The sequence below is a fragment of the Cupriavidus pauculus genome (assembly GCF_002858765.1).
Taxonomy (GTDB): Bacteria; Pseudomonadota; Gammaproteobacteria; order Burkholderiales; family Burkholderiaceae; genus Cupriavidus; species Cupriavidus pauculus_B.
In genome coordinates this window covers 246,535-260,857 of sequence record NZ_PJRP01000008.1, presented here as the reverse complement: position 1 = coordinate 260,857, position 14,323 = coordinate 246,535, and the positions used below count along the sequence as shown (strand labels likewise).

At 67.0% G+C, this 14,323-nt stretch carries 12 protein-coding genes; 4 read left to right on the top strand and 8 right to left on the bottom strand.

The genetic code is table 11. The features are described from left to right. Nucleotides 1–49: 49 nt before the first annotated feature. The 4 genes from CYJ10_RS18470 to CYJ10_RS18455 form a co-directional block, all read right to left on the bottom strand. The gene (locus tag CYJ10_RS18470) at nucleotides 50–1,195 is read right to left on the bottom strand and encodes a glycosyltransferase (protein ID WP_180862980.1); all 1,146 of its coding nucleotides are present in this window, start codon (nucleotides 1,193–1,195) and stop codon (nucleotides 50–52) included. Nucleotides 1,196–1,201: 6 nt separating this feature from the next. Beyond that, nucleotides 1,202–2,062 carry a ferritin-like domain-containing protein gene (locus CYJ10_RS18465; protein WP_180862986.1) on the bottom strand — a complete coding sequence of 287 codons (861 nt, stop codon included), beginning with the start codon at nucleotides 2,060–2,062 and terminating at the stop codon, nucleotides 1,202–1,204. A 344-nt stretch (nucleotides 2,063–2,406) separates the two neighbouring features. Beyond that, nucleotides 2,407–2,682 (bottom strand): hypothetical protein, encoded by a 276-nt coding sequence (locus CYJ10_RS18460; RefSeq protein WP_101682920.1) that lies wholly within the window; start codon nucleotides 2,680–2,682, stop codon nucleotides 2,407–2,409. A 140-nt stretch (nucleotides 2,683–2,822) separates the two neighbouring features. Continuing rightward, nucleotides 2,823–3,083 (bottom strand): hypothetical protein, encoded by a 261-nt coding sequence (locus tag CYJ10_RS18455; protein ID WP_101682919.1) that lies wholly within the window; start codon nucleotides 3,081–3,083, stop codon nucleotides 2,823–2,825. A 201-nt stretch (nucleotides 3,084–3,284) separates the two neighbouring features. On the opposite strand from CYJ10_RS18455, the gene CYJ10_RS18450 reads away from it, so the two are divergent. After that, nucleotides 3,285–4,406 (top strand): AGE family epimerase/isomerase, encoded by a 1,122-nt coding sequence (locus CYJ10_RS18450; protein ID WP_101682918.1) that lies wholly within the window; start codon nucleotides 3,285–3,287, stop codon nucleotides 4,404–4,406. 39 nt (nucleotides 4,407–4,445) lie between these two features. Here CYJ10_RS18450 and CYJ10_RS18445 read toward each other — a convergent pair whose 3' ends face one another. After that, complete coding sequence (locus tag CYJ10_RS18445) at nucleotides 4,446–5,300, bottom strand: LysR family transcriptional regulator (RefSeq protein WP_092598093.1); 855 nt, start codon at nucleotides 5,298–5,300, stop codon at nucleotides 4,446–4,448. Nucleotides 5,301–5,431: 131 nt separating this feature from the next. On the opposite strand from CYJ10_RS18445, the gene mdtD reads away from it, so the two are divergent. Beyond that, nucleotides 5,432–6,844, top strand: coding sequence for a multidrug transporter subunit MdtD (gene mdtD / locus CYJ10_RS18440; RefSeq protein WP_101682917.1), 1,413 nt, complete (start codon nucleotides 5,432–5,434; stop codon nucleotides 6,842–6,844). A gap of 184 nt (nucleotides 6,845–7,028) precedes the next feature. On the opposite strand, the gene CYJ10_RS18435 is transcribed toward mdtD, so the two are convergent. The 3 genes from CYJ10_RS18435 to CYJ10_RS18425 all read right to left on the bottom strand — a co-directional run bounded on the left by CYJ10_RS18435 (nucleotide 7,029) and on the right by CYJ10_RS18425 (nucleotide 8,532). Next, nucleotides 7,029–7,400, bottom strand: coding sequence for a hypothetical protein (locus CYJ10_RS18435; RefSeq protein WP_066737097.1), 372 nt, complete (start codon nucleotides 7,398–7,400; stop codon nucleotides 7,029–7,031). 70 nt (nucleotides 7,401–7,470) lie between these two features. Beyond that, on the bottom strand, nucleotides 7,471–8,142 hold the full coding sequence (locus CYJ10_RS18430; RefSeq protein WP_101682916.1) for an alpha/beta hydrolase: 672 nt from the start codon (nucleotides 8,140–8,142) through the stop codon (nucleotides 7,471–7,473). 87 nt (nucleotides 8,143–8,229) lie between these two features. Next, on the bottom strand, nucleotides 8,230–8,532 hold the full coding sequence (locus CYJ10_RS18425) for a hypothetical protein (protein WP_101682915.1): 303 nt from the start codon (nucleotides 8,530–8,532) through the stop codon (nucleotides 8,230–8,232). 494 nt (nucleotides 8,533–9,026) lie between these two features. Between CYJ10_RS18425 and CYJ10_RS18420 the strand changes: the two genes are divergently transcribed. Next, nucleotides 9,027–13,037, top strand: a complete 4,011-nt coding sequence (locus CYJ10_RS18420) for a cobaltochelatase subunit CobN (RefSeq protein WP_180862979.1) — start codon at nucleotides 9,027–9,029, stop codon at nucleotides 13,035–13,037. A 221-nt stretch (nucleotides 13,038–13,258) separates the two neighbouring features. Beyond that, nucleotides 13,259–14,323 carry a cobalamin biosynthesis protein CobW gene (gene cobW, locus CYJ10_RS18415; RefSeq protein ID WP_101682913.1) on the top strand — a complete coding sequence of 355 codons (1,065 nt, stop codon included), beginning with the start codon at nucleotides 13,259–13,261 and terminating at the stop codon, nucleotides 14,321–14,323.

Sequence of the window (14,323 nt, the reverse complement as noted above, 5' to 3'; positions counted from 1 at the left end):
GGATCGGTCGGGTCGGGTCGGGCCGAGGCCGGCCCGACGTCCAAGACGCTCAGGAGCGGACGGGCGCCTGGTTGCGGCCCTTCCACTGGCCGCCTCGGCGCAGATAGAAGCGGCGTGCCGAATCGAGCGTGGCACCCAGATAGAACAGGGCCGTCAGCGGCAGCAGCGGCGCCAGCCAGGCGGGCTGGCGGTATTCGCGCAGCATCGGGCGGTAGCTGACCGCCATTAGCATCCATGCCAGCCAGGCCGGCCACGCTGCCGAACCGCCGGCCAGTGCCAGTGCGGGCGGTGCCAGATAAGTCAGGATCATGCCCAGGGTGGCGCCCGCTAGCATCAACGGCGAATAGTGCAGCTGTGTATAGGCGCTGCGCGCAATCATGTGCCACAGGCTCTGCCAGTCGTCGTAGGGACGCAGCGACACGCTGTCGTCGGCCAGATCCAGACGGATCGAACCTCCCGCCTTGATCTTCGCCGCCAGGCTGCAATCGTCGATCAACTCGCCGCGAATGGCCGCGAACCCGCCAATGCGGGCCAGCGCCGAACGGCGCGCCAGCATGCAGCCGCCGGCTGCACCGGCCACCTTGCTGCGCGGGTCGGCCACGCTCTTGAAGGGGTAGAGTTTGGCGAAGTAGAAGACAAAAGCCGGCACGATCATGCGTTCCCACCACGATTCGCAGCGCAGCCGCACCATCAGCGAGGTGAGGTCGCGCTGCTCGTGCTCGGCGCGGGCTACCAGTTCGCGGACGGTCTGCGGACCGTGCCAGATGTCGGCATCGGTCAGGAACACGAACGCGGCGTCAGGCATGCGCTGGTCGGCGGCTGCCAGCCCCTCGGACTGCGCCCAGACCTTGCCGCTCCAGCCGGCCGGCAGGTCCCGCGCGCCGATCACGGCCAGCGCGTCGCCCTTGCCGATCGAAACGGCGGCGGCATGCGCAATATCGGCCGTGCCGTCGGTACTGTGGTCGTCCACCACTACCAACTGCAAGCGGCCGGGATATTGCTGGCTCAACACCCCGGTCACGGCGCGAGCAATGACGTCGGCTTCGTTGCGGGCCGGAATCACGCCGATGACGGGCGGCCATTGGGCTGGTTGGGGGGAGGGCGCGGGTTTGCGCACGCGCCAGAATCCGGCGCGGGCGAAGACAAGCACGCACCAGACCACCAGGGTCAGCAGGGACAATCCAAACAGCAGCATGGGTTCTTATTTGATGAAACGCCGCGCCAGGCGGGCCAGCCTGGGCACGGTGGTTGGCCGGACAAGCCGCGCATCATACCCCGCCATGCGCCGTTCGTTCTCGGTCAGGCACAGATCGATCATGGCGCCCGCCGACAGCGTCTGGCCTAGCGATTCGGCTGCGTTCATCGGAAAGTTGGCGTCCTGCGCGGTGCCGTCCGCCTTGACGTCGATACCCTTGGCCAGGCCGATGCGCTCCCGGATCAGGAACAGCCAGACGCGCGCGACCTTGAGCGCAAAGGCCGGGTGGCGCCACCAGGGCAGGCTGGCTCGATACCAGGCCACCCAGTTGGCAAAAAACAGGATGTGGCGGCCTTCTTCCTGGATCACCGGTTCAAATGTTTCTACGAGCTCGGCCGGGAAAAACCCCGAATCCTTCGCCGCCGCGAACAGGCCGAACGCGGCGAAGCTGTCGATGCATTCGCTGTAGCCGGTGACCAGCCAGCCCCATTCCGCGTCGGCGGGCGGCACGTATTCGGGCTCCGGTGCCAGCGTGATGCCATACGCCTGCACCAGCTTCGAGAGCACTACCTTGTGGCGGGACTCTTCGTCGCCGTCCATTTCCAGCGCGCTGCGCAGCAGGGCGTCCTTCTGGCGGGCGGCAAAGCTGTGCACGCGCACCGATGCGCGCCCCTCGGTCTGCACGGCGATATCCCAGATCGGTAGCGAGGTCACGCGCTTGAGCGCGTCGGGCGACAGTGTCGGCCAGTCGATGACCGACGGTTTATAGGGGTTGTGGGTCTGCAGCAACATGTTGCAGAACATGCGCAGATGCTCGGTGGAGCCGATGCGCACCGAGCCGTCGAGCGGATCGGTCCAGTTGCGCATGGCGTGGTCCGCCTGGTCGATGGCTGCGCGGGCTATGGTGGCGGCCACGGCGGCGGCGCGGGCCTCGCTGGTTTCCTGGATCGACTTGGCGCGAGCAACGGGCAAGCCGTCTACCTCGCCTTCGATATCGAATGCTTTCTTCATCGGCGCTCCGGGCAGGGATAGCGGCAGTCATTGTATCCAGCCGGAGCGGTTGGTGCAGGATTGTGTCGAAAAAGACAGTCCAGCCGGCGGGCCAGTCAGCGGGCCGGTCGGCGCGATGGTTGGTGGGGCGGTAAAAGGGGGGGGCGTGGCAGGCCGACGCGGTGCGCCGGCCATGGCCAGTCATCGGATGACCTTGCCGTTCAGCGTGCCTGATGCGCGCGTTGCGGGCCCTGTCGTTGGCGATGCCGTTCCTGTGCAATGTCCGGGAAGACGTCGCACTCGCCGCGCACGATGTTTTCGATCGTGGCGCAAATCCCCTCGGTGCCACGTGGCCCCACGCAGACCAGACTGCGCGGGGTGTCCGAATGGGCCGGAATGGCATAGACATGCATCCCCTCGCGATACAGGGGATGCTGGGTCAGCCGCTCGTTCAGGATTTCGACAAAGCGGTTGGGGCTAACGGTCGGCTTGTCCATCGCTTTTCTCCCTACGGGTTTTCAGCCTATGGCGGACACCGGCCATGTTCAAGGGGCTTAGTGGTGCTTCAAGCGCTCATTGGGTCGCATCATCACGCAATGTCACGCATATTCACGCATTGCAATGCTCTGTGGCTCGGTCAGTGGGGCAGTCTGGAGCCGGTGACTTCGCTTGTGGTGCGCGGTCCATCGAGCATGCCGTTGCCGGCGGCCCAGCAGGCGGCTTCGGCTTCGGCGTGCGACGGGTAGTTGGTGTGGGCCTCGATGGTGCTGTCGCAATCGGCCCCGCCGCATTTTTCCTCCACGACGATGCGCCAGGTGTAGCGTCCTGGCGGGTCTTCCATGACATGCATGACCAGGGTGCGGCGCTGGTCGGACAGGGACATTGGATGGGTCTGCATGGCGGTACTCCCTTGATTCCCCACGGAGGCGGGCGGCCCCGGTGGACTTTCAACATAGCACCGCAGCGCGGCATTTCCAGCAGGAAATGATGCGGTGCGGCGTCGGCGGCCTATGCTGGGGGCATCGGTCCTGATATCGTGTGCGGCCTTGGGTTCCTGGGTGCCATGCCGCGCCCGGGGACGGAAGACCGGACCTCTACCATGCCTGTTTCCACGACCCTTACCGACCGCATTGCCGCGCTGCTGGCGCATTTCGACACCGCCGTCCTGCCGGCCTGGACCGGGCCGGGTTGGAATGCGTCGATGGAACTCGCGCACGAGGCGCTGGACGGCGTGTCCGGCCAGCCCCTGCCCGATAAGCGCTATCGCGCCATGGCCTGCGCGCGCCAGCTCTATGTCTTTGCGACGATGGGCAACCTGGCGCACGCGGCAACGCTGTTCAACTCGCTGGTTCGCCATTTTGGCGACGGCGCCGGTGGTTGGATTTACAGCATCGACGCGCAAGGCGCCCCGCTGGATAACACGCGCGATCTGTATACCCACGCCTTCGTGGTCTTTGCCTGCGCGCATTACTACCGCGCCAGTGGCAACGCCGCCGCGCTGGAGGTCATGCAGCGCACCATCGCCGTGATCGAGGCACGCTTTGCCGACGGCAACGGCCTGTATCACGCGGCATTGGCCCAGAACTTCTGGCCCAACGAAAGCGGGGTGCAGCAGAATCCGATCATGCACCTGACCGAGGCCTACCTGGCGGCGCAGGAAGTCACCGGCGATGCCTGGATGGCGCAGCGCCTGAAAACGCTGGCCGATGCCGTGCACACCCGTTTTGTCGACCCGGCCGACGGGTGCGTTGCCGAACTGCCGCAAGGCACTGTGGGCAACCGGATCGAGCCCGGCCATCAGTTCGAGTGGTATTCGCTGGTCATGACGGCCCCGTCGCTATTTGCCGATGGTCCGCTGGCCGCTTCATTGCCGCAGGCGTTTGCGTTCGCGCGCCGCCATGGCGTGGCCGATGACACTTTTGGCGTCTGTGCCGCGCTGGACGGCCAAGGCGCGCTGCAGGACGCCACCGAGCGGATCTGGGCGCAGACCGAATTCGCGCGGGCGCTGATGGTCAAGGCATCGGTCGACGAGGACGCGGCGGCGCTGGCCGAACTGGAAACCTGGATCGAGCGGTTCCGCGCGCGCTTTCTGCATGCCGGCGGCTGGCACGAGTGCCTAGCGCCGGACGGCGCCGTCGTGCGCGCCGAAATGCCGTCGACCACGCCCTATCACCTGCTGACGGCCTGGCAGGCGTTGCGCACGCTGCTGCCGGCGGCCTGACCGTCGGGCCGATCGCTAACGGCCCGGCCGGTTGGCGCGTCAGTCCATCCGCGCCCGCAGGTCGCTCTTGCGGATCAGTTGCAACAGCGTATCGGCCGGGCGCGACAGGCGCCGCGCGGCCAGCGTGATGAATTCGACGTCGGGCAGGGCGGGCAGGGCATCGACGTTGACCGGGGGGACCAGCCCGCCGCCGGTCAGGTTCTGCGCCCGTACCGTGATGCCAAGGCCGCCGCGTGCGGCGGCGATGCAGCCCGAGTGACTGCTGCTGGTGCAGACCACGCGCCAGCGCCAGCCGGCCGTGGCCAGGGTGTCGAGCACCACAGATCGCGTGACGCTGGGCTCGTTGACCAGGATCAGCGGTAGCGGCTGCCCCACATCGACCACGGTGCCCGGCCGCGCCAGCCATTCAAGCTGGCCCCGAAACAGCGGCACGCCGCGCCGTTCCCCCTCCCGCCGTTTGCCGATGATCAGGTCCAGCGTGCCGGCCTCGATCCATTCGTACAGCTTGCTTGTCATGCCGATCGTGATTTCCAGTTCCACGTCGGGGTGCGTGGCGCGGAAGGCCGCCAGCACATTGGGCAAGGGCCCCTGTGCTAGGTCTTCGGAACAACCGAGCCGGACGCGACCCTGCAGGCGCGGCGCGCTGAATTGCTGCTCGGCGCGCGCCAGCGATTCCAGGATCAGGCGGGCATGCACCAGCAGGGCCTCGCCATCGGGCGTGAGCGCCAGCGAGTGGGTGTCGCGCACGAACAGGCGCCGGTTGACGCTTTGTTCCAGGCGGCGGATGTGGTCACTGACCGACGATTGCGACAAGCCAAGCTGGCGGCCGGCATCGGTAAAGCTGTGCGCGGTGGCCACCGTGGCGAAGGTGCGGATCCAGACGGGATTGAGCATCGCGGCATTGTCATCGGATTTTCCAATGGCAGTCAATAAAGGCAGAGGGGTTCCCGATGGGGTGCCGGGTGCGTACCATGCTTGCACGGTCCGGGTTTCCCCGGACAGGCATTACCGCTGGATTTTCCCGAATGAATACCGCCTCCGCCCCCGCCGCCAACCCGGCCTTTTCCCAGAAGGCCATGTTGTGGATCGTCTTCGCCGGCTTTTTCATGCAGACGCTGGACACCACGATCGTCAATACCGCGCTGCCGTCGATGGCGCACAGCCTGGGCGAAAGACCGCTCGACCTGAAACCGGTGGTGGTGGCCTATACGCTGACCATGGCGATGCTGACGCCGGCATCGGGCTGGTTGGCCGACAAGTTCGGCACGCGGCGCGTCTACTTCAGCGCCATCCTGATCTTCGTGCTGGGTTCGGTGTTCTGTGCCACGGCCCATACGCTCACGCAACTGGTCATTGCACGGGTGCTGCAGGGCGTTGGCGGCTCGATGCTGCTGCCGATCGGCCGGCTGGCCGTGCTGCGCAATATCCCGGGCGAGCAGTACATCGCCGCGCTGGCATTCGTGTCCATCGCCGGGCAGGTGGGACCGATCTTTGGCCCGGTGCTGGGCGGCTGGCTGGTGCAGAGCGCGTCGTGGCACTGGATCTTCCTGATCAACGCGCCGGTGGGCCTGGTGGGGCTATTCGCGGTGCGCCGCTACCTGCCGGCGGGCGAGGCCGGCGAGGCGCCGCCGTTCGACTGGATCGGCTGCGGCCTGCTGTCGCTATGCATGGTCACGTTCTCGCTGGCGCTCGAAAACGGCGTGCATAGCGCTTGGAGTGCCCTGCTGGCCGCCATCAGCATCAGCAGCGCGCTGCTCTATATACCGCATGCACGCCGCCATGCCACGCCTTTGTTCCGGCTGGCGCTGTTCCGCGAGCCCAACTTCAGCGTGGGCCTGATCGGCAACCTGGTCTGCCGTATCGGATCGGGCGCGGTGCCGTTCCTGCTGCCGCTGCTGTTCCAGCTGCAGCTTGGCTATTCGCCGCTGCACTCGGGCATGATGCTGCTGCCGGTGGCGATTGCCGGAACGATCTCCAAGCGCTGGATCGTGCCGATGGTGAACCGCTTCGGCTACGATACGTTCCTGCTGGTCAACACGGTGATCGTGGGGGCTTCCATCGCGTCGTTCTCGGCCATGTCGCCGGGCTGGCCGCTGGCCATGTCGATCGTGCAACTGGCGATCTTTGGCGCCGCCAATTCCATGCAGTTCGCAGCGATGAACAGCGTGACGCTGAAGGGGCTGACGCGCGAGGACGCCGGCAGCGGCAACAGCCTATTCTCGATGGTGCAGATGCTGGCCATCGGCCTGGGCGTCACCATCGGTGGCGGACTCGTGAGCCTGTTCTCGGTGAAATTCGGTGTCGCGGCGCCGGCCTACCGCCTGGCATTCCTGTCGGTGGGCATCATCACGCTGTTCTCGGCCCTGGTGTTCCGCCGCCTCGATGCCGAACGACTGAACCCGAAAAGCGTGAAACGCGCGGCGGTGCAGGCGCGGTAGGGTTGGTAGGGGCGGTAGGAGCGCTCAGTCTTCGGACGGCGGCCAGCCGTCCTGGTCGCTGAGTGACTTGAACCTGGCGCATCCGTTTTATCCGAAATTATCCTGAGTTGGATAACTCATTGAAACGCGGATAAAAGTCAGTAATTCGGCCGTCTATGGCGCTCAAGGTTGCTATTAAGCAACTTTACTCCTCCACCCCATTCTCCCGCAGCATCCGTTCGCATTCGTCCAGCATGTCGTGGGCGAAGGCTGACTGGTAGTTGGGGTCCAGGGCTTCCATCATCTCGTGCGACGCATACAGGCCGGCTTCGCGCGACAGCGTGGCGGCCAGTTGGCGGGCCAGCTGGTCGCTCAGGTCCGATAGCAGGCGGCGCTCGGACAGCGCCAGTTGCAGCTTCGAGCGTGACAGCCAGTTGCCGGCCAGCGTGGCGCCCTGTGCCTCGGTCATCCATTGGCCGTGTTCATAGAAAGCGGATAGCCGTTCGGCCATCAGCGCAAACATCAGCGCCTTGCGTGTGTTGAAGTCGATGCGGGGCGGCGGCGAGGCGGGAATCATTGGCGAAAATTCTGAATGGCGGGGCGCGCGATGGTAACGCAACCGGTGGCGCAACCCCCGTTAAGGCCTGTCAGCCGAAGCGCGCCTGCAGCCATGCGCCGATATCGGCGATTTCTTCCAGGCAGACCGAGTGCGGCATGTTGGCGTACGCATGCCAGGCGACCGGCTGGCCCCGTTCGGTGAGGAAATCGCGGGCGCGGGTGCCAAGGCTCGGCGGCACCACATCGTCAGCCGTGCCGTGGGCGGCGAAGATCGGCGTGGTGGCATTGGCCGGCGTGGCTTCGGCCGCGATCAGTTCGGGCGACGGAATATAGGTGGACAGCGCGATTACGCCGGCCAGTGCCCGCGGATGCGTCAGGGCCGTGGTGTAGGCGATGGCGCCGCCTTGCGAGAACCCTGCCAGCACGATGTTCGCGGCAGGAATGCCACGGGCGTTTTCGCGATCGATCAGCGCGCGGATGGCGTCGCGCGACTGCTCGATGCCCGACACGTCGGCCTTGCGGCTGGCTTCGTCGAGCGAATAGATGTCGTACCAGGCGGGCATGACGTAGCCGCCATTGCAGGTCACCGGAATGGCCGGGGCATGCGGGAAGACAAAGCGCACGGCCAGCGTGTCGGGCAGGCCCAGTTCGGGCACCACGGGCACGAAGTCGCTGCCGTCCGCGCCCAGCCCATGCATCCAGATCACGGCGTGGGTCGGATGGGGGGCGGTTTCGATTTCAATCGCGGGCAGCAAGCTCATGGCCGTTCCAGTGGATGCGGGAAAGCGGCCAGTATCGCACGGGCGCCAAGGCGTCCGTGCGATGACTTGTCAGGCTTCGGTGCGGCGTCAGGCGGCCGAGGGGACGATCGGAATCGTGGCCAGGCCCGGCGTGCTGCGGGCCGGTGCCGCCTGCAGTTGCGGCATGCCGGGTTGCGGAGGCGCCGCAAAGCGCCGGTCCGCCACGCCTTCCACGCCGGTGGCGTGAACCTCTTCGAGGAAGGCGATCATGTTGCGGTAGTAATCGACTTGCATCTGCGCTTCAAGCAGGCGACGTTCTGCCTGGAAAAGCGTCAGCCTCATGTCTTGCAGTTCCTTCTCGGCGATTTTCTCTGGCGTCGGCGGACTGAACAAGTTTGCAAGCGAACGCATGGCAGTTACCTCCCGGGGCTGTCGTACGGCTGGTGAGTCGTTTCGGTTGTGTGCGCGCCATGCGGTCAAATATAGACGATCCGGCGCAAGGTACACGATGGGTCACCATGGATCATGTGGGGTCGCCCACAAGAATGATTGCCGTCACCCGAATGGTGGGGTAGATTTACCGCCCATCAGCCGGGAACTGCCTTGGGGCACGTCCCGGCTTTGTCTTTTTTACATCGGACCTTGCGGCGAACTTGCAGATTGTGGCGAAAGCTGCCGTTTGAAAACGTTATCGGCGGTGGACATGGCAAAAATCTGCCGTCGGTAAAAAAACCACATAGCGTCAGCCTCGTGCAACAGCGCGGGCAGACCCGGCCCGGTACCGATGGCCGCTGCATCACAGCGGTATGACGGTCGGGCCTGCCTGGCGGTTAAAATGCCGCGCCGGCGTCCCTTTTGCGCCGCTTCTCTCGCCCCTCTTCAAGCCTTCCCAGTCCGCTTCTGACGTGTCCGCGATTCCTGCCGCCTGGCGGCGCCTGCTGCCCTACATTTTTGGCCTGTGCCTGATCCTGCCGATCCTGGCGTGGGGGGCACCGGTGCGCGTGCTGGTCGTGGCATCGCAAACGCACCTGCTGCCAGCCGCGGCCGACGCATTCCGCGCCGCGCATGGCAACGATGTCGCCGAATTCACCTTCGCGACGACCGCGCCCGATGCCGGCGCGCTGGCGCGGGCCGACGTCATCCAGGCGTGGTTCGTGCCCGCTGCGGTGCTGCGCCAGATGGCGCCGGGCGTGCAGCGGGCGCAGGCGCGCGGCGCGCTGGTATCGGCCGTGCCCGCCGACGTGGCCGAAGCGGCATGGCGCATCCACACCGACGCCGCGCTGAATGCCGCCGTCCAGCCTTATTGGGAAGCGGGAGGTGTCGACAACCTGGCAGCGGCTCTCGCGGCGGCCGTCGCCGCACGTCAGCGCGCCGCCGGTGTGACACCGATCGCCGTGCCGCCGGTCAGGCCCGCACCCGCCGCCGGCATCTACCATCCGCGTGCACCGCAACCATTCGCGTCGCTGGCCGCTTACCTGCGCTGGTATCGGTCGACGGGCCATATGCGCGCCGATGCACCGCTGGTCGGCATTTCGTTCTACGCCACCCTCTACCGCCAGCGCGATCTGGCCCATGTGGATGCCTTGGTGAATGCGCTGGAGCGGCAGGGCATCGGCGCCGTGCCGGTGTTTGGCTGGCCGGTGTCGGGGCTCGATGCCTTGCTGACGCAGGACGGCGCCACGCCCTTGCGCGCGCTGCTGGCCCTGAACCTGACGATTCCGCGCGCCGAGGACAAGGATTGGCTGGCGCGCCACGGCCTGCATACCATCAACCTGATTGCCACGCGTGACAGCGCCGCGGCCTGGCATGGCGACGTGCGCGGCATTGCCGGCGAGCGGCTGCCGCTGTTGCTGGGTGCGCCCGAACGCAGCGGGGCCACCGAGCCGGTGCTGTTTGCCACGCAGGAAGATCGCGACGGTGCCAAGGCGAGCGCCGCCGTGCCCGAGCGCGTCGACGCGATTGTCGCGCGCGTGCAGCGCTGGATCGCACTGCAAGACAAGCCGGCCGCGCGCAAGCATGTGGCGGTGCTCTACTACAACAATCCGCCGGGGCGGGGCAATATTGGCGCGAGCTACCTGGCCACGCTGCCCACACTCGCGCAGATCCTTCGGCGGCTGCAGGCGGCGGGTTACGACACCGGGCGCGACATGCCCGACACCGCCACGCTGACCGCGCTGCTGGAAGCCAACGGCCGCAATGTGGAAACGTGGTCGCCCGGCGAGCTTGACCGCATGGTCCGCGCCGGACACGTCAAGCTGGTGCCGCTGGCGCAATACCGCCGATGGTTCGACGCCTTGCCCGCGCCGTTCCGCGAGTCGGTCTTGCGCGCCTGGGGCCCGCCGGAACGCAATCCGCTGATGCTCGCGCGCGATGCCAACGGCGCCCCGGCCTTCGTGGTGCCGGGGCTGTTCTTCGGCAATGTCTTCATCGGCCCTCAACCGCTGCGATCCACCTTCGACAGGGCGACGGATGCCGCGCACGACACCATCACGCCCCCGCCGCATTCCTATGTGGCCGCCTACCTGTGGTATCGCCATGCGTTTGGCGCCGACGCCGTAGTGCATGTGGGGCGGCACGGCACGCTCGAATGGCTGCCGGGCAAGCAGGTGGGGCAGTCTGGCGACGATGCGTCTGAAGTCCTGCTTGGCGATCTGCCGAATGCCTATGTCTATATCCAGGATGGCGGTGGCGAGGCCATCCAGGCCAAGCGCCGCAACGCGGCGGTGCTGGTGAGTCACCTGGCGCCGCTGCTGGCCGCCGCCGGGCAGCCGCCGGTGCTGGCGTCGCTGGACGAAGCGATCGAACAGGCCGATGCCACGCAAGACAGCGCGCCCGAGTTGTCGGCGCAGTACCGGAAGCAGGCGCTGGAACAGATCCGGACACTGAAGCTTGACCAGCAACTGGGGCTGGACGCCAACGCCCCGTGGGACACCATCGAGCCGGTCGTGCATGCCTTCCTGCACAAGGTGGAAGCCGAGCCGATGCCGCTGGGCATCCATGTGCTGGGTCAGATGCCGGCGCAAGCCGACCAGATCGACGCGCTGGCCATGATGCTGGGCACCCGGACCCAGGCCGATGCGGCGCAGTTGCATGCCTGGGCCGCCGATCTGGTAGCGGGCCGCCCACCGGCCCTGCCGGCAGGCGCCAGCGACGATGTGCGCCGCGCGCTGGAGGCCGGCCGGCAATGGCTGGCGGATCTGCGTGCATCGCCCCAGTCGGAACTGGATGGACTGATCACCGTGCTGGCTGGCCGCTACCTGACCAGCGGGCCGCTGGGCGACCCCGTGCGGGTTCCGGACAGCTTGCCCACGGGGCGCAACCTGCACGCCTTCGACGGGGCCCGGATTCCCACGCGCGCCGCCTGGGCGCTGGGCAAGACGATGGCCGGACAGACACTGGAGCGCTTTCGGCGCGAACACGGCAAATGGCCGGAGTCGGTGTCGATGGTGCTCTGGTATGGCGAGACCGAACGCCATCAGGGCGCGATGGAAGCCGAGGCGCTGTACCTGATGGGGGTGGAACCGGTCTGGAATGCGCGCGGCAATGTCGAGGATGTGCGGCTGATTCCCGACGCCGAGCTGGGCCGGCCGCGCGTGAACGTGCTGCTGACGACGTCCGGCATCTACCGCGACGGGTTTGGCGACAAGATCGCGCTGCTGGACAAGGCCGCTCGCCTGGCCGCCGCCGCTGGCAATAATGCAATTAGCCGCCATGATCGGGACGTGACAGCGGAGTTGGCCCGGCAGGGGGTCGACCCGGAACAGGCCGGCAGGCTGGCGAGGGCGCGCGTATTCGCCGCCAAGCCGGGCAATTACGCGATCGGCGTGCAGCAGATGGTCGAGCAGAGCCGCGACGCCCAGGGGCCGCCTGACGGCCTGGCCCGGCAGTACCTGCGCTATATGAACTTTGCCTATTCGGCCGATGGCTGGGGCGAATCGGCGCCGGCGGCGCTGGCCACCCACCTGAAATCGAACCAGGCGGTGCTGTTCTCGCGCACCAGCACGCTCTACGGGGCGCTGGACAACGACGACACCTACCAGTACGCGGGCGGGCTGACGGCCGCCACGCGGGCGGTCAGCGGCACGGCGCCGCCGCTCTGGCTGCATAACCTGCGCCGCGCGGGCGAAACGCAGACCGTGGACGCGCGCACGTGGCTGGCTTCCGAACTCAATGCGCGGCAGTGGAATCCGAAGTGGATCGGCGCGATGCAGCGCTCGGGCTATGCGGGTGCCCGCGAGATGTACAAGGAAGTGGAGCACCTGTACGGCTTTCAGGCCACGGTGCCCGAGCAGATGCCCGGCGCGTTCTGGCAACGGACCTACGACGTCTATGTGGCCGACAAGCTCGGCATGGACATGGATGCGTTCTTCCGCGCGAACAATCCGCACGCGCAACAGGGCATCCTGGCGCGCCTGCTCGAAGTGGACCGCCAGGGCAGTTACCGCTTTACCGATGCCGAGCGTCGCGAACTGCTGCGCCAGTACGCGGAAAGCGTGCGGCGCGACGGGCTGTCCTGCACGGCCAACACCTGCGGCAACCCGGTGCTGATGGCGCATATCGCACGACAGGGCAAGGCCGCGCGCATCGACATGAAGGCGCTGGGCCGCGAATTGGCCGATGCGGTGGTGGGGCCGGCCGGGCAGGGCACAAAGGGGGTGCGATCCACGCCATCGGCGCCGAAGGCCGCGCCGGTGCGTCAGGAGCCTGCCGCCCCTGTCGCGCCTGCTCCTCTGCCGGGGCCGGCAATCGCACAGGCCGACACGGAACACGTGACCGGTCAGCGGCTGGCGCCGCAGGCCATGCCGGTGGCAGCGGCCCCGGCGGAACGCGCCCGTCACCTGACGCTCGCGCTGATGCTGGCGGCGCTGACCATCGGCGCGGGTGCCTACGCCGGTTGGCGCAGGGCGAGACGTTGATGGAGGGGGATGCGCTCCCCCTCTCCCCCAGCCCCTCTCCCGCGCGCGGGAGAGGGGCTGGGGGAGAGGGCGCGGCGAATCAAGTCGCAACCGTCGTGGATTGCATCGCTGGGCCTCTCCAGCAGGCAGGAGAAGGCGCAGCCCATCGCCACACGCAAATAGACAGCCCCTTCGGATCTCCGTATCCTGATCGCCTTCGCAAATTCCGTCCGAGCCTCCGCATGCAAACCTCCAAGATTCCGGCCACCATCGTTACGGGCTTCCTTGGCAGCGGCAAGACCACGCTGCTGCGCCATATCCTCGACAACGCCAACGGCCGCCGCATCGCGGTGATCGTCAACGAGTTTGGCGAACTGGGCATCGACGGCGAAATCCTGAAGGGATGCGGTATCGGCTGCGACGACGCGGGCGAGCCCACGGGCCAGCTGTACGAGCTGGCCAACGGCTGCCTGTGCTGCACCGTGCAGGAGGAGTTCTTCCCGGTCATGGAACAGTTGCTGGAGCGCCGCGACCAGATCGATCACGTGCTGATCGAAACGTCTGGCCTGGCCCTGCCCAAGCCGCTGGTGCAGGCCTTCCACTGGCCCAGCATCCGCAATGCGTTCACGGTGGATTCCGTGGTGACCGTGGTCGATGGCCCCGCGGCGGCGGCCGGCCAGTTCGCCGCGAATCCGGTGGCGGTTGATGCGCAACGCCGGGCCGATCCGAACCTGGACCACGAGTCGCCGCTGCATGAACTGTTTGAAGACCAGCTGGCCAGCGCCGACCTGGTGATCCTGAACAAGACCGACCTGATGGACGCCGCGCAGATCGCCAGCGTGGAAGCGCTGGTGCGGCCGGAGATTCCGGCGGAGGTCAAGATCGTGCCCGCGCAGGCCGGCAAGCTGGACGTGAGCATGCTGCTGGGCCTGCAGCGCGCGTCGGAAGACACGATTCACCTGCGCGTCGATCATCACGGCAGCGCCGATGACCCCGACCACGCCGATCACCATCACGACGAGTTCGATTCGGTGGTAGTGCAGGCCGGCACCGTAGACCGCGATGCGCTGGTGGCCGCGCTGCAGAAGCTGGTGGCCGCGCACACGATCTATCGCGTGAAGGGCTTTGCCACGCTGCCGGGCAAGGCCATGCGGCTGGTGCTGCATGGCGTGGGTCAGCGCTTCGACAGCTATTTCGATCGCGCGTGGCGTGCCGGCGAGCCGCAGGGCACGCGCGTGGTGCTGATCGGCCAGGAACTCGACGGCGCCGTGCTGCAGGCGTCGCTGGATGCCGCGCTGGCGGCCTGA

Excerpts from the sequence above, each read along its gene's own strand:
- CYJ10_RS18470 (WP_180862980.1), bottom strand. The coding sequence starts at position 1,195 with ATGCTGCTGTTTGGATTGTCCCTGCTGACCCTGGTGGTCTGGTGCGTG.
- CYJ10_RS18465 (WP_180862986.1), bottom strand. The coding sequence starts at position 2,062 with ATGCGCAACTGGACCGATCCGCTCGACGGCTCGGTGCGCATCGGCTCC.
- CYJ10_RS18460 (WP_101682920.1), bottom strand. The coding sequence starts at position 2,682 with ATGGACAAGCCGACCGTTAGCCCCAACCGCTTTGTCGAAATCCTGAAC.
- CYJ10_RS18455 (WP_101682919.1), bottom strand. The coding sequence starts at position 3,083 with ATGCAGACCCATCCAATGTCCCTGTCCGACCAGCGCCGCACCCTGGTC.
- CYJ10_RS18450 (WP_101682918.1), top strand. The coding sequence starts at position 3,285 with ATGCCTGTTTCCACGACCCTTACCGACCGCATTGCCGCGCTGCTGGCG.
- CYJ10_RS18445 (WP_092598093.1), bottom strand. The coding sequence starts at position 5,300 with ATGCTCAATCCCGTCTGGATCCGCACCTTCGCCACGGTGGCCACCGCG.
- mdtD (WP_101682917.1), top strand. The coding sequence starts at position 5,432 with ATGAATACCGCCTCCGCCCCCGCCGCCAACCCGGCCTTTTCCCAGAAG.
- CYJ10_RS18435 (WP_066737097.1), bottom strand. The coding sequence starts at position 7,400 with ATGATTCCCGCCTCGCCGCCGCCCCGCATCGACTTCAACACACGCAAG.
- CYJ10_RS18430 (WP_101682916.1), bottom strand. The coding sequence starts at position 8,142 with ATGAGCTTGCTGCCCGCGATTGAAATCGAAACCGCCCCCCATCCGACC.
- CYJ10_RS18425 (WP_101682915.1), bottom strand. The coding sequence starts at position 8,532 with ATGCGTTCGCTTGCAAACTTGTTCAGTCCGCCGACGCCAGAGAAAATC.
- cobW (WP_101682913.1), top strand. The coding sequence starts at position 13,259 with ATGCAAACCTCCAAGATTCCGGCCACCATCGTTACGGGCTTCCTTGGC.